Origin of the sequence: Pseudomonas putida (assembly GCA_029953615.1) — a bacterium.
Taxonomy (GTDB): Bacteria; Pseudomonadota; Gammaproteobacteria; order Pseudomonadales; family Pseudomonadaceae; genus Aquipseudomonas.
Genome location: CP124529.1, coordinates 3796393 through 3817569 on the forward strand (window position 1 = coordinate 3796393; position 21177 = coordinate 3817569).

At 56.9% G+C, this 21177-nt stretch carries 18 protein-coding genes; 13 read left to right on the plus strand and 5 right to left on the minus strand.

Features of this window, described 5'->3' with window-relative positions; all coding sequences use genetic code 11:
• The 13 genes from QIY50_17465 to rfbA all read left to right on the plus strand — a co-directional run bounded on the left by QIY50_17465 (position 1) and on the right by rfbA (position 14685).
• On the plus strand, positions 1-1272 hold the full coding sequence (locus QIY50_17465) for an O-antigen translocase (GenBank protein WGV19190.1): 1272 nt from the start codon (positions 1-3) through the stop codon (positions 1270-1272).
• 6 nt (positions 1273-1278) lie between these two features.
• Positions 1279-2712, plus strand: coding sequence for a hypothetical protein (locus tag QIY50_17470; protein ID WGV19191.1), 1434 nt, complete (start codon positions 1279-1281; stop codon positions 2710-2712).
• A gap of 2 nt (positions 2713-2714) precedes the next feature.
• Positions 2715-3923: a hypothetical protein gene (locus QIY50_17475; protein ID WGV19192.1), complete on the plus strand. Its 1209-nt coding sequence runs from the start codon at positions 2715-2717 to the stop codon at positions 3921-3923.
• Positions 3920-4789 (plus strand): hypothetical protein, encoded by an 870-nt coding sequence (locus QIY50_17480; protein ID WGV19193.1) that lies wholly within the window; start codon positions 3920-3922, stop codon positions 4787-4789. Before QIY50_17475 ends, QIY50_17480 begins: the two co-directional genes overlap by 4 nt.
• Entirely contained in the window at positions 4786-5493 is a 708-nt protein-coding gene (locus QIY50_17485) for an acyltransferase (GenBank protein ID WGV19194.1), read from the plus strand. Before QIY50_17480 ends, QIY50_17485 begins: the two co-directional genes overlap by 4 nt.
• The gene (locus QIY50_17490) at positions 5490-6581 is read left to right on the plus strand and encodes a glycosyltransferase family 4 protein (protein ID WGV19195.1); all 1092 of its coding nucleotides are present in this window, start codon (positions 5490-5492) and stop codon (positions 6579-6581) included. The genes QIY50_17485 and QIY50_17490 overlap by 4 nt, the downstream gene beginning before the upstream one ends.
• Positions 6571-7680 (plus strand): DUF1972 domain-containing protein, encoded by a 1110-nt coding sequence (locus QIY50_17495; GenBank protein WGV19196.1) that lies wholly within the window; start codon positions 6571-6573, stop codon positions 7678-7680. Before QIY50_17490 ends, QIY50_17495 begins: the two co-directional genes overlap by 11 nt.
• A complete protein-coding gene (locus tag QIY50_17500; GenBank protein ID WGV19197.1) occupies positions 7680-8669 on the plus strand; it encodes an SDR family oxidoreductase in 990 nt (329 codons plus the stop codon). Before QIY50_17495 ends, QIY50_17500 begins: the two co-directional genes overlap by 1 nt.
• Positions 8666-9679 (plus strand): glycosyltransferase family 4 protein, encoded by a 1014-nt coding sequence (locus tag QIY50_17505; GenBank protein ID WGV19198.1) that lies wholly within the window; start codon positions 8666-8668, stop codon positions 9677-9679. Before QIY50_17500 ends, QIY50_17505 begins: the two co-directional genes overlap by 4 nt.
• Positions 9680-9737: 58 nt before the next feature.
• Complete coding sequence (locus tag QIY50_17510) at positions 9738-11735, plus strand: nucleoside-diphosphate sugar epimerase/dehydratase (protein ID WGV19199.1); 1998 nt, start codon at positions 9738-9740, stop codon at positions 11733-11735.
• Between the two features lie 99 nt (positions 11736-11834).
• Positions 11835-12905, plus strand: a complete 1071-nt coding sequence (gene rfbB / locus QIY50_17515) for a dTDP-glucose 4,6-dehydratase (GenBank protein WGV19200.1) — start codon at positions 11835-11837, stop codon at positions 12903-12905.
• Entirely contained in the window at positions 12902-13798 is an 897-nt protein-coding gene (gene rfbD / locus QIY50_17520; GenBank protein ID WGV19201.1) for a dTDP-4-dehydrorhamnose reductase, read from the plus strand. Before rfbB ends, rfbD begins: the two co-directional genes overlap by 4 nt.
• Positions 13799-13803: 5 nt before the next feature.
• The gene (rfbA, locus tag QIY50_17525; protein ID WGV23082.1) at positions 13804-14685 is read left to right on the plus strand and encodes a glucose-1-phosphate thymidylyltransferase RfbA; all 882 of its coding nucleotides are present in this window, start codon (positions 13804-13806) and stop codon (positions 14683-14685) included.
• A gap of 463 nt (positions 14686-15148) precedes the next feature.
• Here the strand turns inward: rfbA and QIY50_17530 are convergent, their stop codons facing one another.
• The 5 genes from QIY50_17530 to QIY50_17550 all read right to left on the minus strand — a co-directional run bounded on the left by QIY50_17530 (position 15149) and on the right by QIY50_17550 (position 21176).
• Entirely contained in the window at positions 15149-16222 is a 1074-nt protein-coding gene (locus QIY50_17530; GenBank protein ID WGV19202.1) for a DUF6270 domain-containing protein, read from the minus strand.
• A 681-nt stretch (positions 16223-16903) separates the two neighbouring features.
• Complete coding sequence (locus tag QIY50_17535; protein ID WGV19203.1) at positions 16904-18121, minus strand: hypothetical protein; 1218 nt, start codon at positions 18119-18121, stop codon at positions 16904-16906.
• Positions 18108-19073 (minus strand): hypothetical protein, encoded by a 966-nt coding sequence (locus QIY50_17540; GenBank protein WGV19204.1) that lies wholly within the window; start codon positions 19071-19073, stop codon positions 18108-18110. The genes QIY50_17535 and QIY50_17540 overlap by 14 nt, the downstream gene beginning before the upstream one ends.
• A 432-nt stretch (positions 19074-19505) precedes the next feature.
• Positions 19506-19886: a hypothetical protein gene (locus QIY50_17545; GenBank protein WGV19205.1), complete on the minus strand. Its 381-nt coding sequence runs from the start codon at positions 19884-19886 to the stop codon at positions 19506-19508.
• Between the two features lie 72 nt (positions 19887-19958).
• Positions 19959-21176, minus strand: a complete 1218-nt coding sequence (locus QIY50_17550) for a glycosyltransferase family 4 protein (protein WGV19206.1) — start codon at positions 21174-21176, stop codon at positions 19959-19961.
• Position 21177 lies beyond the last annotated feature (1 nt).

Below are 21177 nucleotides of genomic sequence, written 5' to 3' on the forward strand. Positions count from 1 at the left end.
ATGACGTTGATCAAGACCAGTCTGCTGAATGCTATTGCTGTTGTTGTAAAGATGGCGACATTGCTGGGGCTCAACAAGGTGCTGGCCCTTTATGTAGGGCCATCGGGTTACGCGGCGATCGGGCAGTTGCAGAACGCCGTGACCATGTTCACCACACTGGCCAGCGGCGCTGTCAGCACAGGGGTAACCAAGTACACGGCGGAGTTTGCTGATCGTCCAGATGAGCAATACAGGATCTGGCGAACTGCCGGGACGTTGTCACTGCTGGTTTCGTGTGTGCTGGCCGTGCTGATCGTGGTCCTGCGAGCACCATTGGCCAGCTGGTTTTTCAATGATGAAACACTTGCGCCGGTATTGGTGTGGTTTGCCTCTACCCTGGTGTTTTTTGCTTTCAACTCGTTGCTGCTGGGCATTCTGAACGGCAAGAAGGATGTTCGGCGCTATGTGCTTGCCAACATTCTCGGCAGCCTGATATCGCTGGTGGTGACTTGTGCCTTGACCATCACGCTGGGTTTGTACGGTGCGCTGGTTTCGCTGGCTGTGTACCAGTCGTTGAGCTTCGTGGCGACCCTGGTCATCTGCATGCGCACGCAGTGGTTCAGCCTTACCGGTTTTATCGGCGCGCTGGACAGGCAGTCCCTGTCCCGGCTTGCAAAGTTTGCCCTCATGGCCGTGGTGACGGCGTGCTCGCTGCCCGTATGTCATGTGTTCATCCGGGACTACCTGGGAACGGAGTTCGGCTGGGATCATGCAGGTTACTGGGAGGCCATGTGGCGTTTGAGCACGGCCTATCTCATGTTGATCACCACGACACTTGCGGTCTATTACCTGCCCAGGCTCTCGGAGCTTTCCGATGCAGGTGAATTGCGTCGGGAAATCCTCCAAGGGTACAAGCTCATCCTGCCCCTGACTGTTGCTGCCGGCCTGGTTATCTACCTGCTCAGGGACTTCATCATCCATGTGCTGTTCTCGGAGTCATTTCTGCCCATGCGTGAACTGTTCGCATGGCAGATGGTCGGAGACAGCCTGAAAGTAGTCAGTTGGCTGATGGCCTACCTGATGCTCGGTAAGGCGCTTACCCGCTTGTATCTGGTCACCGAGATTCTCTCGACACTTTCGCTGTATGCACTGACTGTGTATTTCACCCAGCTGTGGGGGTATGAAAAAGTTACCCTTGCTTACGCGGCAAACTACCTGTTGTACGGAATCGTCATGTATTTCTCGGTATTCCGTCGTTTGCACATTATTGTTGGCGATACGGCGCGGAGCTGAGTAAAGATGAAGGACGTCATCGAACAGTTACATGGACGCATCCTTGGCGCTGAAGCTGCGCAGGCATTGGTGCAGGCACAGGTTTATGGGGCATTGCTCTGGGCGGTGGACCTGGGTATCTACGACGCCGCTGCCCTGGAGCGCCAGCTGGTGGCTCGCTGCGCCAACCAGGTCACGCTGCCGGCTGCCTGCGGGGTATCGCGCGGCTGCCTGCATGTGGTCAGCGAACCTTATATGCAAGGAGGGCACACCCGGTTGATGGAGCGCCTGGCGCACATGCACGAGGGGCCTGTCGACCTGCTGGTCGCGCGCAGCGCCAAGCCCCAGGTGCTCGAACGCCTGGCAGGCTATTTCGCCCATATCGAGGTGGCGCGCGGCGATGACCCGTGCGCCCGCCTGCAGTCCATCGTCGACACCCTGTCGCAGTACGACAAGGTGGTGCTGCACATTCATCCGGACGACATCATCACCACCGTAGCCTGTGGCCTGCTGAAGCAGCAGCGTGGTGCCGCGCTGACGGTGTACTTCGTCAATCACGCCGACCACGTGTTCAGCTTTGGCGCGTCGGTGGCCGATGTGTATTTCGAGATCAGCGCCTACGGGCACCACCTGGACAAGAAAAAGCACCTCACCTGCCAGAAGAGCTTCCTGGCTATCCCGATCGAGACCAGCGGCGCCAAAGTGACGGATGCCGTGCCCACTCACCAGCGCATCAAGGTGTTCAGCGCTGCCTCGGCGGCCAAGTACAAGCCCCACGGCGGCCTGGACATGCGCCCGTCGATCACGGCGATTCTCCAGCGCTTCCCCAATGCCGAGTGCTGGATCATCGGTGCCAATCCCCTGACCAACACCTGGTGGTGGACAGTGAAGTTGCGCTACCCCAGGCGTTTCTTCATCCGCCGCCATCTGCCGTACAAAGCCTACCTGGCCTTTGCGGAAAAAGCCGACTTCTACCTGGACAGCTACCCGATACCCGGTGGCACGGCGTTCGCCGAGCAGTTGCTCAAAGGCCGGCGTTGCGTGGGCCTGGTGGCGCCGATCCAGGGCTACTCACCCGCGGACAGCCTGAAGGTGGCCAGCGTGGACCAGCTGCTGGCCAGCATTGCCCAGCCCCGGCCCAGTGCCCCGGTGGTGGAGGCGGTGCAGCGGGTCAACTCGGTGGAGGCGGTGAAAGCGCGCTACCTCGCTTGCATCGAGCGCGGCGAACTCAGCGAGAACGAACTGGCAGCCATGCTGCCGTGGACGGGCAACCTCGATTTCATGAAACCGACAGGTAAGGTCACTAGCATGATCCCTGCGGATGTCTTCGATGCCCTGTGCCGCATAGACACGAAGCTGGCGTTGCGAACGCTGCTTGCGTATGCCTGGGTGCCGAGAATCAAGCTCTTGATCAAGGTCACCCTGTTCCGGCTGGCTAGGCTGACCAGAGCGCGAGGGTGAGTGTGATCAGGATCTTTATCGGCGTGCTGTTCTGCCTGCTGTTCTTCAGCGACTTCGTCGTGTTGACGCTGGGGCTGGGCAGTGTGTTTGCCGGTTGGCGAGAAATGCTCAGCCTGCTGATGATCATGTGGCTGCTGCTGCGGGCGCTGGCCAGCGTTACGGCGCGTGGCAGGCTCAACCTCGAAGTCGGGCGGTGGTTGCTGGTCGTGCTGTTCTTTGCCTTCCTGTACCTGCTGTTCGGCGACCTGAGCGCGTCGTCGGCGCGCATGTTCCGCGCACTGGCCGTGCCGGTGTTCATTGGCATGGCGGTGGCCATCTGGGCCCAGGCGGTGTCGACCGAGAAGAAGCTGCGCCATGTGTACTGGTCAGTGCTGGCAATGAGCGTACTCACTGGCGTGTATGCGTTGTATCAGTACCTGACCATCGCTTCGGCCGAGCAGTTCTGGTATTGGCCGCTGCTTACCGCCAAAGGCTATGAACTGCAACCCTACAACTCGATGCGTGACGGGCTGCCGCGGGTGTCCGGTTTCTTTACCGGCACGCTGGAGTTTTCTGCAGTCATCCTCAATACCGCCGCCATGACCCTGGCCGTGTTGCTCAGCGGGCGCAATTGGTCCTTGATCCGGCGCCTGCTGCTGAGTGCCGCCTTCCTGTTGTTGTGCGGGCTGATCGCGATCGGTTCGGTGCGCACGGCCATGATCGGCCTGGTGTGCATCTGCTCGATGCTGGTGGCGGCCCGGATGCTGCGCACGGCCTGGCTGATCTCGCTGTTGGGCTACGTGCAGTTCATTGGCTTGACCGTGGCGATTTTCGCCTACCTGTCGATGGGCTATACCCAGGATTTGTCGGCACTGGACCGCGAGCGCCAGTGGCTGCACATGTATGAGGTGCTGAGCGCGGCATCCCATGGGCTATGGCTTTGGCGCGGTTGGCCCGGGCCAGCCACACTGGTTCGATTCGTTCTGGCTCAACCTGCTGGCCACCTGCGGTTTGGTCGGCCTGCTGATCATGGCCGGGTTGATCCTTTGGTACCACAAGCTGGTGACGATCATCGTCCGGGACAGGGCCCATGCCAGCGCCTGGAAAAACGGCCTGGGCAACTTCGTGATTGCCAGCTACCCGTTCTTCCTGAGTTCGTTCTTTTTCCAGTCCTATACGAACAGTGTTGTCCTTTACATATTCGCGATCGTGGTGATGGTGATCATTGGTGAAAACAGAAGAACAAAAGTTGCGCCTGGCAGTCCTGATCGTTCTGTATCGGAAAACTAGCCAGGACTCGATTGCCCTGCAGTCGTTGCTCGCGCAGCAGGCGCTGCTGAATGACGAGGGTATCGACCTGCAACTGTACGTCTGGAACAACTCCCCCGGCGTGGCGCAGCCGTGCCCGGGCGTGCGCTGGTACGAGGCGGACAATCAGCGGCTTTCGGTGGTTTACAACCAGGTTGCCGAACAGGCGTTTGCCGCCGGGGTCGACCTGTTCATGATTTCGGACGACGACACCAACTACTCGAACATCCGCCTGTCCAGCTGCCTGGCGCAGATCGGCCAGGTACGCCGGGCGCCGGGGGGCGACCAGGTGGGCGTATTCATGCCCCGGCTGGTCAGTCATGGGCAACTGGTCAGCCCCGGCAAGCGCTGGCTGTTCATGGGCCGCCTCACGCCTGACGTGGCCGCCGGGCTGGTGGACTCGAAAAACCTGCTGGGCATCAACAGCGGCCTGATCTTCACTCGTGAGTGCTTCCAGCGCATGACGCCGTTCTATGACGAGCGGCTGCGTTTCTATGCCACCGATACCGACTTTTTCATCCGCTACGAGGGGTATTTCCCCAAGGCCTGCGTGCTGGATGTGGAGATTGCCCACGACCTGTCCGAGCACAGCGCCGATACCCCCGAGCGTGCCTTGTTCCGCTTCGAGGAAATGATCCACGGGCTGCGTATCAGCTTCCGTTCCCATGGTCTGCTGGAGCGTGGCCTGCTTGACCTGTATCTGGTCTATGCAGCCATTCGCAAAGCGCTGGCTTACCGCCGTCCGGCCTTCATCAAGGCCTTGTTTACCCAGGTGAGGGCCGTGAAATGATGCATGCCTTGCTCGAAAAGCTGGTGTTGCTAGCTAAAAAGCGCCCATTGGTGGTCGACCGGCGCATCTCGTCGGGTTATCTGCTGGGGCTGTTCGTGACCAAGCTGCTGATGGCCTGCCGCGGCGTGATTCGCCTACGCCGGCGGCGCCTGGCATTCATCGGCTCGGGGGTAACCCTGAAGGAAGTGGGCAAGATCGAGTATGGCCCGGGGCTGGTCATTGACCAGGGCTGCTTCGTCGATGCCTTGTCCAATGACGGCATCCGTTTTGGCACCGCGGTGTCGCTGAACAAGCACATCATCATCGAATGTACCGGCAGCCTGGCCAACATCGGCAAGGGCCTGGTGGTTGGCGACAACGTCGGCCTGGGTGCCGGCTGCTTCCTGGGGTGCGCCGGCGGCATCGAGATTGGCAGCGACACCATCATCGGCAATTTCGTCAGCTTCCATTCGGAAAACCACAACTTCGAAGACCCGTTGCAGCCCATCCGCCTGCAGGGCGTGACCCGCCAGGGCATCAAGGTGGGCCGCAACTGCTGGATCGGCGCCAAGGTGACCGTGCTTGATGGCGCGGTGATCGAAGACGGCTGCGTGTTCGCCGCAGGGGCGGTGGTGGCCGCGGGGGTGTACCGCAAGAATTCGATTTATGGCGGCGTGCCGGCCAGGTACATCAAGGCGCGCGTAGCGGAAGAAGGGGTGGCATGAGAACGTTGCATTTTGTCCATCTGCTGAATGACTACAGCGGTAGCCCCCGGGTATTGAACCAGACCATCACCGCGCTGCAGCAAAGTGGCGCCGATTGCACCCTGCATGTGGGCAGCAGCGGCCACGGCGTGCTAGACGAACTGCAGGTACGCACCTGCAAGTTTGCCTACAAGCGCTTCGATAACCGCTGGTTGACCTTGCTGGCGTATGCCGGGTCGCAGGTGGCGCTGTTCTTCAGCCTGTTGCGTCAGGTGCGGCCGGGGTCGGTCGTGCTGGTGAACACCATGCTGCCCTTCGGTGCCGCCCTGGCCGCCCGCTTGCGCGGTGCCAAGGTGGTTTACCACGTGCACGAAACCTCCATCCGGCCTGCGTTGCTAAAGGCGTTTCTGCGTCGGGTGATTGCAGGTTGTGCCAGCAAGGTGGTCTACGTGTCGAAGTACCTGCAGGTACAAGAGGGGGTGGCCGGCGTGCCGGCGGTAACCGTGTACAACGGCCTGGCCGAGGGCTTCCAGCAGCAGGCGATGGCCACGCCATACCAGCACCTGCACGACGGCCGCTTCAATGTGCTGATGCTGGCGTCGTTGAAGGGCTACAAGGGGGTGGACGAATTCGTTGCCCTGGCCACGGCACTGGCCGCGGACCCTGTGCTGAAATTTACCTTGGTGCTCAATGCCAGCCCGCAGGAAGTGGACGCCTACTTCGCCGGCAAGGCGCTGCCGCAAAACCTGATGCTCAGCCCGGCCAGTGCCGAGGTGGCGAAGTTCTACCGCAATGCCAGCCTGGTGCTGAACCTGTCCCATGTGGATGGCTGGGTCGAAACCTTTGGCCTGACCATTCTCGAGGCGATGGCTTTCGGCATCCCGACCATCGTGCCCCCGGTAGGCGGCCCGGTCGAACTGGTCAGCGACGGGGTAGAGGGCTATCAGATCGATTCGAAGAACCATGAACAACTGGCGCGCACCGTTTCGCGCCTGTCGCAGGACTCACAGGCGTGCCAGGAGTTGTCCGAGCGCGCACGCAGGAAAGCGAGTGAGTTTTCCACTGCCAACTTCCAGAAAAATATCGTGATGGTGTTTGATGACCTATAAGATTGCAGTGATCGGTACGGTAGGTTTACCCGCTCAATACGGTGGTTGGGAAACACTGACCGAACAATTGGTGCGCAACCTGCCGGGTGACTGCGAACTCACCGTTTATTGCAGTGCGCCCCATTACCCTCAGCGGCCGAAGTTTTTCGAGCGTGCCCGCCTGGTCTACCTGAACCTGAAGGCCAATGGCGTGCAGAGCATCCCGTACGATGTGCTGAGCATGCTGCACGCCTACCGCAAGCATGACTTGATGCTGATTCTGGGGGTTTCCGGATGCATAGCCCTGCCATTCATGCGCCTGCTGACCCGCAAGCCGATCGTGGTGAACATCGACGGCTATGAATGGAAGCGCGCCAAGTGGTCCAACTTCGCCCGCTGGTTCCTGAAGCTGTCCGAAGCGGTGGCCGTGCGTTTTGCCCATGCGGTCATAACCGACAACAAAGTGCTGCAGGAATACGTGACCGCCGAATACAACAAGCCCAGCGAACTGATTGCCTATGGTGGCGATCAGGCCCGGGCCGGTGAGCCTGGCCAGCAAGCCCGCCAGGCATACCCGTTCCTGGGTGCGCCCTATGCCTTTACGGTGTGCCGCATCGAGCCGGAGAACAACATCCATGTCATTCTCGAAGCCTTCGCCGGCTCTGGCATGCCGCTGGCGATCATCGGCAACTGGAACCACAGCGAATATGGCGTGCAACTGCGCAAGCAATACGAAGGGGTAAGCAACATTCACCTGCTGGACCCGATCTACGACGTGGAGCAACTGAGCCCGCTGCGCAGCAATGCCACGGTGTACCTGCATGGCCACAGTGCCGGCGGTACCAACCCGTCGCTGGTCGAAGCCATGTGGCTGGGCCTGCCGGTGGTAGCCTTCGACGTGTCGTTCAACCGCGCCACCACCGAAGACCAGGCGCTGTACTTTGCCGACAGTACCTCGCTGCGCAACCACGCCCAGGCACTGTTTGCCGATGAAGGGGCCCGTGCGCAACTGTCTGCGCGCCTGCACGAAATTGCCAATCGCCGTTACCGCTGGTCGGTGGTGGCAGACCAGTACCGCAGCGTGTTCACCCGCCTGCTGGGTCGGGCGGGGAGAGGCTGATGGCCGGGCAAGGCAACGTGCAACGGCCGGGTATCCTGGTTACTGGCGGTAGCGGTTTTGTCGGCAAGGTGTTGCTGCAGCGGCTTGCTGCTGACACTCGCTGGGCACCGCGCGCACTGGTGCGGCAACTGCCCAGCCAGCGGCTGGCGGGCGTCGATTACCGGCCCTTCAGCGAGCTGGCGGCGGTTGAGGTGGCGTCCGGGTATTTCGAGCAGGTCGACACCGTGATCCACCTGGCCTCACGCGTGCATGTAATGCAGGAAACCGCAGCCGACCCGCTGGCCGAGTTCCGCCGGGTAAACGTGGACGGCACCCTGAGCCTGGCCCGGGCTGCCGCCCAGGCCGGCGTGCGGCGCTTCATTTTTGCAAGCTCGGTGAAGGTGAACGGCGAAACCACCGACGGCCGTCGGCCTTTTACCGCCGACGAGGCCCCCGCGCCTTCGGACCCCTACGGCATCTCCAAGCGCGAAGCCGAAGACGGCCTGCGCCAACTGGCGGCTGAAACCGGGCTGGAAGTGGTGATCGTGCGCCCGGTGCTGGTGTATGGCCCGGGTGTGAAAGCCAACTTCCGCAGCATGATGAACTGGCTGAGCAAAGGCGTGCCGCTGCCGTTTGGCGCCATCCACAACAAACGCAGCCTGGTGGCGCTGGACAACCTGGTGGACCTGCTGGTGACGTGCATCGACCACCCGGCCGCCGCCAACCAGACCTTTCTGGCCAGCGATGGCTACGACCTGTCCACCACCGAACTGCTGCAACGGCTGGGCCGGGCGCTGGGCAAGCCAGCCAGGTTGCTGCCTGTGCCCGCGGCCTGGTTGAAGGGCGCGGCCATCTTGGCAGGCAAGGGCGGGCTGGCCCAGCGCCTGTGCGGCTCACTGCAGGTAGACATTGGCAAAACCCGTGAACTGCTGGGCTGGCAGCCGCCGCTGGATGTTGACCAGGCACTGCAGGCCACGGCACTCAACTTTTTGAAAGAGCAAGACAAATGACCGCATGGTGGCTTATTCCCCTGGTCGCGGGGGCATCCCTGCTTTTGACTGCAGCGCTGCGGCGCTACGCCCTGAACAAGCAGATCATCGACGTGCCCAACGCGCGCAGTTCGCACACAGTGCCTACTCCACGGGGCGGCGGAGTGGCCATTGTGCTGAGCTTTCTGGGCTGCCTGCCGCTGCTGGGCCTGACCGGTGCGGTACCGTTATCGGCGCTGCTCGCCATCGGCGGGGCAGGGGCACTGATCGCGGTAATCGGCTTCATGGACGACCACGGCCACATCGCCGCCCGCTGGCGCCTGCTCGGGCACTTCACCGCAGCCGCCTGGATGCTGTACTGGCTGGGCGGCCTGGCGCCGCTGCAGGTGTTCGGTTTTACCCTGGACCTGCAGTGGTTCGGCTACATAGTGGCCGCTTTCTACAGCGTGTGGATGCTCAACCTGTATAACTTCATGGACGGCATCGACGGCATCGCCAGCGTCGAAGCGGTGACCGCCTGCCTGGGCATGGTGCTGCTTTCGGCCTTGGCCGGGGCGCCGCAACTGATGGCGCTGCCACTGTTGCTGGCCGCTGCCACGTTTGGCTTCCTCTGTTGGAACTTCCCGCCGGCCAGGATCTTCATGGGTGATGCCGGCAGCGGCTTTCTTGGCATTGTGCTGGCGGGCCTGTCGCTGCAGGCGGCCTGGGCCGCGCCACAGCTGTTCTGGTGCTGGTTGATTCTGCTGGGCGTGTTCGTGGTCGACGCCACTTTCACCCTGATCCGTCGCCTGTTGCGCGGTGACAAGGTGTACGAAGCGCACCGCAGCCACGCCTACCAGTTCGCCTCGCGGCACTACGGCAAGCACCTGCCGGTGACCCTGGCGGTGGGCGCGCTCAACCTGTTCTGGCTACTGCCGATAGCCCTGTGCGTGCTGTTGCTGGGCCTGGACGGCGTGTGGGGTGTGATCATCGCCTACCTGCCGTTGGCATTTCTGGCCGTGCGCTGGCGCGCCGGCGAACTCGAACACTAGCTAGAGTGATAGAAAGAAGACGCTAGACATGTCACTTTGTAAAGCTCTCAGAGGTTCTATGGATAAGCTGCGCTCAAGACTGCTTGGACTACCTCGACGCCACAAGCGGGCGATCCAGGTAGCGACTGATGTCATTCTGGTCTGGTTTGCGCTGTGGCTGGCGTTTGTCGTGCGCCTGGGTATCGATGACCTGGCCAATCCTGTCCGTGATCACACCTGGCTGTTCATCACAGCACCGATCATCTCGATCCCGCTGTTCATCCGCTTTGGCCTGTACCGGGCGGTGATGCGCTATTTCGGTAATGACGCACTGATCGCCATCATCAAGGCTGTGACCCTGTCTGCGCTGATCCTTGGCTTCATAATCTACTGGGCCAGTAACCACCAGAACGTGGTGCCGCGCTCGATCACTTTCAACTACTGGTGGCTGAGCCTGATCATGGTCGGCGGCCTGCGCCTGGCCATGCGCCAGTACTTCCTCGGTGACTGGTTTGCCACTGCAGTGCAGCACGTGCCCTTTGCCAACCGTGACGATGGCCTGCCACGGGTGGCCATCTATGGTGCCGGCTCGGCCGGTAACCAGCTGGTGGCGGCCCTGCGCATGGGCAAGGCCATGCGCCCGGTCGCCTTCATCGACGACGATGCCAGCATCACCGACCGGGTGATTGCCGGCCTGCAGGTGTACCAGCCGGAACAGCTGCAACGCATGATCGACGACACTGGCGCCGAAGAAATCCTGCTGGCGTTGCCCTCGGTCAGCCGCAGCCGCCGCCGCGAAATCCTCAACTTGCTGGAAGGCTACCCGCTGCACGTGCGCAGTGTGCCTGGCTTCATGGACCTGGCCAGCGGCCGGGTCAAGGTGGACGACATCCAGGAAGTGGACATTGCCGACCTGCTGGGCCGCGACGCGGTACCTGCGCAAGGCGACCTGCTGCAACACTGCATCATCGACCAGACGGTGATGGTGACCGGTGCCGGCGGCTCGATTGGTTCCGAACTGTGCCGCCAGATCCTCGGGCAGGCGCCGCGCACCCTGCTGTTGTTCGAACACAGTGAATTCAACCTGTACACCATTGCCGGCGAACTGGAACAGCGCATCATTCGCGAAGGCCTGGCCGTGCAGTTGATCCCCATCCTGGGCTCGGTACGCGACCAGGCCAAGATGCTCGATGTGATGCGCGCCTGGCAGGTGGATACCGTGTACCACGCCGCAGCCTACAAGCACGTGCCCATTGTCGAGCACAACATTGCCGAAGGCCTGTCGAATAACGTGTTCGGCACCCTGTACACCGCCCAGGCGGCGCTGCAGGCCGGCGTTGCCAACTTCGTGCTGATTTCCACCGACAAGGCCGTGCGCCCGACCAATGTGATGGGCAGTACCAAGCGCCTGGCCGAAATGGTGCTGCAGGCCCTTAGCCGCGAAGTGGCGCCGGTACTGATGGGGGACGCCAGCAACGTCTCGCAGGTAAACAAGACCCGCTTCACCATGGTGCGCTTCGGCAACGTGCTGGGCTCGTCGGGCTCGGTCATTCCGCTATTCCACAAGCAGATCAAGGCCGGTGGGCCGCTGACCGTGACCCACCCGAAAATCACCCGCTACTTCATGACCATCCCCGAGGCCGCACAGCTGGTGATCCAGGCTGGCTCGATGGGGCAGGGCGGTGATGTGTTCGTGCTGGACATGGGCGAACCCGTGAAGATTGTGGAGCTGGCGGAAAAGATGATTCACCTGTCCGGCTTCAGCATCCGCTCCGAGCGCAACCCGCTGGGCGACATCGCCATCAATTTCACCGGCCTGCGCCCGGGCGAGAAGTTGTACGAAGAGCTGCTGATCGGCGACAACGTGATTGCCACCCGCCACCCCATGATCATGAGCGCCCATGAGGACTACCTGCCCTGGGATGTGCTTAAGCAGCGCCTTGACGCCCTGCGCGTGGCGACTGCAGAGGATGACTTTGCCACCGTACGCCAACTGCTGCGTGACACCGTCAGCGGCTACGTACCAGGTGGGGAAATTGTGGATTGGCTGTACCAGCGCCGGCGCATGGAGCCCTGAACGCTGCACCGACAAGAACAGGCGTTGCCGGCGGCGCAACGCCCACATGAACTTCAAGCGTTATAGAGTTTGAACGCGGGAATTGGGAAGAACTGAACGATGACTATTCTGGTAACTGGTGGTGCGGGTTTCATTGGCGCGAACTTCGTCCTGGACTGGCTGGCCGGCAATGACGAACCCGTGGTCAACCTCGACAAACTCACCTACGCAGGCAACCTGCAAACCCTGAGCAGCCTGCAGGACGACAAGCGCCATATCTTCGTGCACGGCGATATCGGCGATTCCGAACTGGTTGCCCGCCTGCTCGAGCAGCACCAGCCGCGTGCCATCGTCAACTTTGCTGCCGAGTCCCATGTGGACCGCTCGATCCACGGCCCGGAAGATTTCATCGAAACCAACATCGTCGGCACCTTCCGCCTGCTGGAAGCCGTGCGCGCCTACTGGGGCGGCCTGGACGCACAGGCGCGCCAGGCGTTCCGCTTCCTGCATGTGTCCACCGACGAAGTGTACGGCTCGCTGGCAGCCGACGAACCGGCCTTCACCGAAACCCACCAGTACCAGCCCAACAGCCCGTACTCGGCCAGCAAGGCCGCCAGCGACCATCTGGTGCGCTCGTATCACCATACCTACGGCCTGCCGGTGCTGACCACCAACTGCTCGAACAACTACGGCCCGTACCACTTTCCGGAAAAACTCATCCCGCTGATGATCGTCAACGCCCTGGCCGGCAAGCCGCTGCCGGTGTACGGCGACGGCCAGCAGATCCGTGACTGGCTGTATGTAAAGGATCACTGCAGCGCTATCCGCCGCGTGCTGGAAGCCGGTAAAACCGGCGAGGTTTACAACGTGGGCGGCTGGAACGAAAAGCCCAACCTGGAGATCGTCAACCGCGTGTGTGCCTTGCTGGACGAACTGCGCCCCCGCGCCGACGGCAAGCCCTACGCCGAACAGATCACCTACGTGACCGACCGCCCCGGCCATGACCGCCGCTACGCCATCGACGCCCGCAAGCTCGAGCGCGAACTGGGCTGGAAGCCTGCCGAAACCTTCGAAACCGGCATTCGCAAGACCGTGGCCTGGTACCTCGACAACCAGGAATGGGTGCAGAACGTACAGTCTGGCAGCTACCGCGACTGGGTCGAAAAAAATTACGCAGGGCGCTCGGCATGAAGATTCTGCTACTGGGCAAGGACGGCCAGGTAGGCTGGGAATTGCAACGCAGCCTGGCCCCGCTGGGCCAGGTGCTGGCGCTCAATGCCCGCAGCCGGGCACACTGCGGTGACCTGGCCAACCTGCCGGGCCTGGCCGAAACCGTGCGTGCCTATGCCCCTGATGTCATCGTCAACGCCGCCGCCTACACCGCCGTGGACAAGGCGGAAAGCGAGCGCGAGCAAGCCTTCAAGGTAAACGCCGACGCCGTTGGCGTGCTGGCCCGTGCTGCTGCCGATTGCGGCGCACTGCTGGTGCATTATTCCACCGACTACGTGTTCCCGGGGCAGGGCACCCAGGCCTGGCGCGAAGACGACGCCGTTGGCCCGCTGAATGCCTATGGCGAAAGCAAGCTGGCTGGCGAACAGGCCATCCAGGCTGCCGGTTGCCGGCACCTGATCTTCCGCACCTGCTGGGTATATGCCGCACGCGGCAACAACTTCGCCAAAACCATGCTGCGCCTGGCTGCGGAACGCGAAAGCCTGGGTGTGATCGACGACCAGCACGGCGCCCCGACCGGTGCCGAACTGATCGCCGATATCACCGCCCACGCCATCACCGCCACCCACCACGACCCGACCCTGGCCGGCCTGTACCACCTGGCGGCAGCCGGCGAAACCACCTGGTGCGGCTACGCCCGTTATGTGCTGGAGCAGGCAGAAGCCCTGGGTGTGCCCTTGAAAGCCCATGCCGAACAGGTCAACCCGTTGACCACCGATGCCTACCCGACCCCGGCCAAGCGGCCGGCCAATTCGCGTCTGGACACCCATAAACTGCAGAAAGCCTTTGCCCTGACCCTGCCAGACTGGCGCCTGGGTGTGGCTCGCATGCTTACGGAAATACACGAGAAATGACCACTATGAAGCGTAAAGGCATCATTCTGGCGGGCGGGTCGGGTACCCGCCTGCATCCGGCCACCTTGGCAATTTCCAAGCAACTGCTGCCGGTGTACGACAAACCGATGATCTATTACCCGCTGACCACCCTGATGCTGGCGGGTATCCAGGACATTCTGATCATCTCCACCCCGCAAGACACCCCGCGCTTCGAGCAATTGCTGGGTGACGGCCACCAGTGGGGCATCAACATCAGCTACGCCGTGCAGGCCTCGCCAGACGGCCTGGCACAGGCATTCCTGATTGGTGAAGACTTCATTGGCAACGATCTGTCGGCGCTGGTGCTGGGCGACAACATCTATTACGGCCACGACTTCCAGCAATTGCTGCGCAATGCCATGGACCGCGGCGAAGGTGCCAGCGTGTTCGCCTACCACGTGCACGACCCCGAGCGTTATGGCGTGGTGGAGTTCGATGACCAGGGCAAGGCGATCAGCCTGGAAGAAAAACCGGCCAAGCCGAAGTCCAGCTATGCCGTGACCGGGTTGTATTTCTATGACAAGGACGTGGTCGAGATTGCCAAAGGCATCAAGCCGTCGGCACGGGGCGAGTTGGAGATCACCGACTTGAACCGGGTGTACTTGGAGCAGAACCGCTTGTCGGTGGAGATCATGGGGCGCGGGTATGCCTGGCTGGATACCGGGACGCATGATTCGTTGCTGGAGGCTAGCGGGTATATTGCGACCATTGAACGCCGGCAGGGGTTGAAGGTGGCTTGCCCCGAAGAGGTGGCGTACCGGCAGGGGTGGATTGGGGCGGAGCAGCTGCTGAAGCTGGCTGAGCCGTTGGCCAAGAATGGGTATGGGCAGTATTTGAAGCGTTTGGTGGGGGATAGGGTTTATTGAGTCTTATGCAGACGCCCTGAGTAGGGATGCACTCCGTTAAATCTCTGCAAGTTAGTGATTGATGGAACGCTTAATATGCAACGGAGTGTGCATCCTCACCGTGCCAGGCCTTCGTAGCCTTGCAGTTGGAACGTCAATGGTAATTGCCTTTTGCATGGCCCAGCCATGCAAAAGGCTACGTGTCGTTAATTCTGGCTGTCTAGGCTGGGGTTCAGAGTTGTGACTGGAAGCCTTAACTATTGGGGTGTTGCGTGGTGGCAGTAAGAATTTTGCGGCGATTTTGGTCGCAAAAATTGTTACGAAAGAAGCGGGCAACAAACGCATTGCCCCTTGTAGGTCGCGGTTGCGGTGCTGCTCAACTGAAAATCCCAAGGACAGAATTCTTGGCAAATTGCCTAGGGACATTGCCTGTGTGAAGACTTAAGCCGATCAAAATGCTGTGATATGATCGGCTTGATTTTGGCTATTGCTCAGGATCTTCTAGAACTTTTGCGATGCATTGAGAGGAGATTTTTTCTTCTTTGGGGTCTTGATAAAAAGCCACAATGGATATTTCTCCAGAGGTTTCGGGAATCGGGAATCTTGCGGACTGTGTAGCTTCATACCAGCGAGCAGCATGACGATCGCCGTCAATGAGCAGATAAAAAGCAAAATTGCCACTTTCGTGTATTTTTCCATCCAATACAAGTGAGCAATGAGCGAAGACCTCACTCTGGGTTTTGTAGGCGGCAACAGTGATTTTTGCACCTTTTGAAACTAGCGGCAAAGTAATTGGCAACGATTCTACGTAGTTGTCGGAGGTCACTACAGTGTTCAGTAAAGCTAAAGCTTCTTTGTAGTAACGCTCGCTATAATGGAAGGGAGATATACCCCAGCGATGTTTTTCGTCTGCTGTCATAATATCGGGCGAAAATTGCAGGAACTGATGCTTTTCGAGCCTTTTCTCAAGCTCATTGTACATCCAGTCTAGTTCCTGGTTGGCTTTTTCGGTGGCAGCGAAAGAAACCGGGAACTGTGCATCAGTCGGGTGTTCAAAGTGGCTTGCCCAATAGACCTTATTAATGATGACAGCATCTAGCTTGCCATGTGACTCCAGCAGGTCCAGGAGTTTTTGCATTCCTTGAAGCCATAACTCACGGCGTTTCTTGGATCCGTGCTTGATCAATTCGTAACCATCGACGCAACTGTCCGCAAGCAAACCGCTCTCGGTGAGCTCGCTAGAATTCGTGATGATATGGCCAGACGGTAGGACGACTAGGTCGAATCTTTCATCGATCAAATCTATTAGTATTACATCGGCATCGTTTAGTTTTTCCGTCTCGGTGAGCAATTGCTTGGAAAAATCATACGCGACCATGCGCCGTCTAAAGGCTGAAGGTATGCGATTGAGCGCTTCTTCATTCTGGTAAGGCGGGCTACACAGCGAGGCCATTGACGAGCGTGCGAAGTAATCCGATAACTTAAAGGTCCGGCTTTCCTCTAGGTTGAATATATCTCTAGATACACAGCTACCGTAAATCATTAAGTTCTTGGTCACAGTTTACTTCAGCCTTCTATATTTGTGATTTACATAAGTGGGAATGGAACCCGCTCCGTCAGGCCGCTCCTTGGATCCAGACCGCTAGGCGCCCAGGCTACAGACGGAGCCTCGGTTGCCAGCGCAACTGGAAAAATCATTATCCATAGACGGGTTCAGGATTGCAACGTGCAGCATTCTTGGCTCCCTCGCCCAGCCATTGTCATGAACAAGCGCGAAATGGATCCAAATAATTGTTCAAATCAGGAACTTTTCTCGCTTGCAGATGTATAGCGCACAGGGAGTGCTAGGACGATGCCTGCAGGAGAGCGATGGCTACTGCAAGTGCACCAAGACCCACTTGTAGACTAGGCTGACGTTGAGGTTACAAGGAGGCCTATCCGGAAAAAGAAGCGCTAGGTTCCGAACGCTCTAATTGACCTAGGTTTTGGAGGACTTGAGGAAGGCACGTGCCGAGAGCACACCAAGAATCCGCTTGATGGGGCGGAATGGTGTTACACCTTGAATAGACGGAGACCATGGTATTCGATGGACGGGCAAGAAGGTGTGTTGGGACGGAAAGGTTATAGCAAGTGCTGGCTTCTGTAATATATCGAAGAGTGGAAGCAGGTTCTAGGGTGTGGCGCTGTAAACAGGCTGGTCGTTAGAGCGCGCCTCAAGTTAAATGAGGCGCATACTAGACTATTCGATGATGCGAATTTGATGGGCCAGAGAAATTATCTTGGTGTACAGATTTTGGAAGTGAGTTCCACTGCTCTGCCCTTTGAAGTTGTTTTTTGCAAAGTAGAAAACGGGAACGGCAAATTTATCTATAAGGTCTTCATTGCTTTGACAGATGATTTTGAGTGCCTCGACAATATAGTCGAGTCTTGAGTCAAGTATGGTTGAGAATTGACGTCTGTATAGATCGTAGTTATCGCAGCGAACGGTTCGAAGATCGCGTTTCCGTTGTTGTGTGTTTTCCCAGTCTTCTCTGCCTGTATTGATTTCCAATTTAATATGGCTGAGGTAGGGAGGGGTATTTTCCAACTTGCCGGATAGTTTGTGTTTTGCCTCATTGTCCATGTCGCTTTCGTAGGGGTACTGGGCGAGGAACGGATTGAGAGCATTCATAAGGTCAAGTTGCAGTTTTACGCTTTTGTGATTTGAAAAACAACGTTTCTTTAATTCGAATGCTGACTTTGATTGTAATATCGCAAATTCCGGACCAGAAATATCAGCCCTCAGGCTGTCGCTGCAGTGAAGGCCGTTGCGGTAGTAGAGATAATGTAGGTCGAATTTTTCTAGTGCACTGAAGCCAGGCAGTAATTTCAGTTCATCTGAAAATACTTTCTTGTTTGATTCGTGGATTTCAGAGTTGGCACCAAAAAGAGAGAGGTAGCCGAATTTTTCGAAATAGCGGTCTGCAAAGCTATTTACATGCGCTGTATCCAGTTCGCTATTAAAGTGGAGGCGTGCGAAGTATGGGCGCGCCACAATTTCTCCGCCGAAACCGGTGATTCGTATGGTGCCAGGTCTTTCTGTTTTCAGGTTTGAGTAATTGAATGAGTAGTATGTGCCTAAGTAGTAGCTCGAGATATTTTCGTATAGGGTTTTTGGTGGGGGCATGTAGATGGTTTCGATTGTTTCATCGTATTTATAGCCGTACTTGGAGTTTATAGCTAGTGCTACATTTAATTCATCGGGCGCGCCACGAGTATCTTGGCTGTTTATAACTATTCTATCTCGATGTTCAGGTAGGTTCGTAACAGCACTGAATACCAGTCTGGAATCCATGCCGCCTGACACGTCTACAATTATCTTCTCAAATTTTGGGTTTTGTGCGACTAAATCTAAATTTAGAATTATCTCCTTCCTGGCCCTTTCGAGAAGCGCGAGGTACTCTTCAATTAGAGACATCTCTTCCATCATACAGTGTTGAGGCAATGGACTTGTCGGTAACATGCATCCCTTCATTGTCGAAATAGATGTATTTGTCGATGGGTAGGCATATGACATCTTTCACGTCCATATGGCGTGAAAAGTTCTGGTAGAAAGGTTGAAGGCCAATAAAATTTAGTTTGGATAGTGCGATGTCATAATCTATTTGAAGTTTGATTTTTGCTGCTTTCAAGGCTTTTAAAAGTAGGTGGTAGCTATTGCTTAATAATGTATTGTTCCCTTGCTTGTAGTAATAAATCTTTGAGAAGCCGAAATAGTCAGTATGTATCGAGACGCGCTCTCCACGCTGACTGATCATGGTGAAGTTGCCTACCGAGCTATTAAAGTCTTCCGCCGCTAGGTCATCGCTTATATCGGCCTCACCAAATATGAATCGTGACTTGCTGATTGCAGTCCCGGAAAACAGCATGATGCTGTTGGAGTTGAGAGGTTCTGCGAACTGATATAGCTTCAAGGAGCCGTTTGCTAGTTCGAGATTCTGGGTCTTCTTGAGATTTGGGTCTATCTCTGTGGAAAGAATGGGAGGGCTCGGGTGCATCGAGTCAGTGTAATGTATAAGAAAGCTCGAGAATGGCTCTGTCAATGTATATAGATTAGGCTCATTTATTTCGAGGGATGTTTCTTCGCTCCAGCGTGCTCTCAATTCTGATGAGCATGAAGGGGTATAAAAAAATATGCTGCCTGAGCGTTTGAGGGTGTTAGTGTCGTCACGCTTTAGGTGCGCCTGTATATAATAACTTCCAGGTTCCTCAAGAGTCTTTGAGAAGCTAGGCTCGCTTGTCCAGCCGCTTCGATGAACAGTAACTCCGTCTCTCATTAGATAAAAGTAGAATTGATCATCAGGTTGTTTGGCTGTCTGAATCGTGCAGTAAATCGTAGAATCTATAATTTTTGCTTCAAGTGCGAACAATCGGAGGACTCCCGTGCTGGTTTAAGTATTTTCAGTTATTGATGATAGGAGCGAAGTCTAACGCTGCGTGATGAATGGTGGCGTTATGATATAGTGCGATATGTTGTACTTAAAAGTACATCTATTGTCAATGGTCTGGATAATTGATAAGCGCAGCAAGCACTGGCTTTTGCACGCTTAATGGTTTTGGGTGGAGGAGGATGAGGGGTAGGCAGCGAATCCGAAATGAGGAATCGCTTCTTGAGACGGACTTGGAGTTCTTCGGGAGAGAAGTAAAGCGCTGAGCATAGTGCTTAGATACTGTGATCGGCGTAATGCGGGTTGTAGTAGGTGGACTTACTTCTTAGGGTATTTTAGAATATTCCCATTATTTGGTGAATAATGGGAATATCAGGTCAAGTTATAAATGGTATGTTATTGCTGGCTAAGAAACTATAGTTGCTTCTCTTGCCAATAGATGCTGACCAAGGATGGGTTTTTGTCGTTGATCAATACCCCGATGGTAGGCGAATTCTTTTTGAGATAGTGAACCTTCAGTGAGGAAGCAGAATTTGGCTGCTCAGAGGCTACGTAGCCCAACGCACGGAAGCGCTCATCCACTTTAGCCTTGGCAGCATCTTGAGCCAGATTGTATTGTACATCGATACTTTTAAAGGTGCCGTTCTCAATAGGCTTGCTGGTGTTCTTGGTGATGCTGCCCTCAAGGGTCAGTTTCTCGCCCGTAGGGAGTTGAATATCAACGCCTTTTTCCTCATTGCAGCCGCCCAAAGCGAGCAGGCAGGACAAAACGGCAACGCAGGTGATTTTTTTCATTTTGAACTGTAAACCTAGGGTTGTTAGTGTGGAGACGTAATTTCAAATTTTACCAAGCTTGGCAGCGGGTTGCTATTCCGTTTGCTTGAACTCCGCATGCTTGGGTGAGGTTTTGAGCAAGTCGAAGGCCATCCTCCTTTTGATAGCTTTTCTTGAATACTTTTGTATAAAATCATTTCGAGCAGTCTGGCGAAATTCCAGGCTTCTGAAGGATCTTATTGCGTCCTCGATATCGCATGGATTGAAAACGGCTGCATTCTGAATTCGGTTGCTGGCAAAACGGCCTGGGTAGCCCGATAGGCCGGCTAGTATCGGTTTTTCAGTGGCTGCGTACTCGAACAGCTTTGATGGCAGCACGCGACGGAAAGCCTTCATGTCATTCAGGTGCAAAAACAGAACATCAGCTTCACGATAGAGATTAAGTAGGGCATCACGCTTCATTGGCGGAGTCAGGTAAACGTTGCTCACCTTTTCGCTTTCAAGCGCTTTTTTAAGCCGGTCAGCAGCACCGCCAGATCCAATGATGTGGAAATCCACTTCCTTTTCCAGGCGTTTGGCCAGTTGCGGCACAATTAGATGTAAACCTTGGCCTGCACCTATGTTCCCTGCATATACAATTTTTAGTTTGCGTGGTAGTGCTGGGAGGCTTTGCACTGCAACTGTTGCCGGGAGTGGTGTCAGGAACAGCTCATCGATTCCGTTCGTATAGAAGGTAAAGGCTTTTTCCGGATAGCGTTTTTTAAAATATGAGGTGAACCCTGGTGAAATAAGATTCACTTTGGTGGCTTGCCGGATGGTGGTAGCCTCTACCGATGAAAAGATTGCAGAGGTTATTCTTCCAAGTGCAGGAGGGAGCACCCCTTGCAAGGTGTCGACAAAAATGTCCCTGATGTCCAGGTATAGCTTGGTCCCAGTTCTTTTGGAGATATAGGCCCCTAGCGAAGCGGTCATCAGGCGTGACGAGGTGGCAAAGATCAAATCGTATTGCTTGTTTCTGGCTGCCTTGCACACTTGCATGGCAAAACTGCCGAAAGAAAAAGCCTGGTCAACAAAACCACTTTTGTGTGAAGGCACGGCAAGACGCCGTACAGTGAGATTGGAAAACCGCTCATAGCTGGGCGCGGTAGCCTTGAAGGTATGATACCGATTGGGCTGGGTGGTGATGACATCGATTTCCACGTGGTCGCTGACATTATCCAGAAGCGCGTTTACCAGGGCTTCCGCACGGAAAGACCCTGCCGACAGGTCCGGTGGATAGTAAAAGCTCAAAAAGAGAATGCGAGTTTTCACG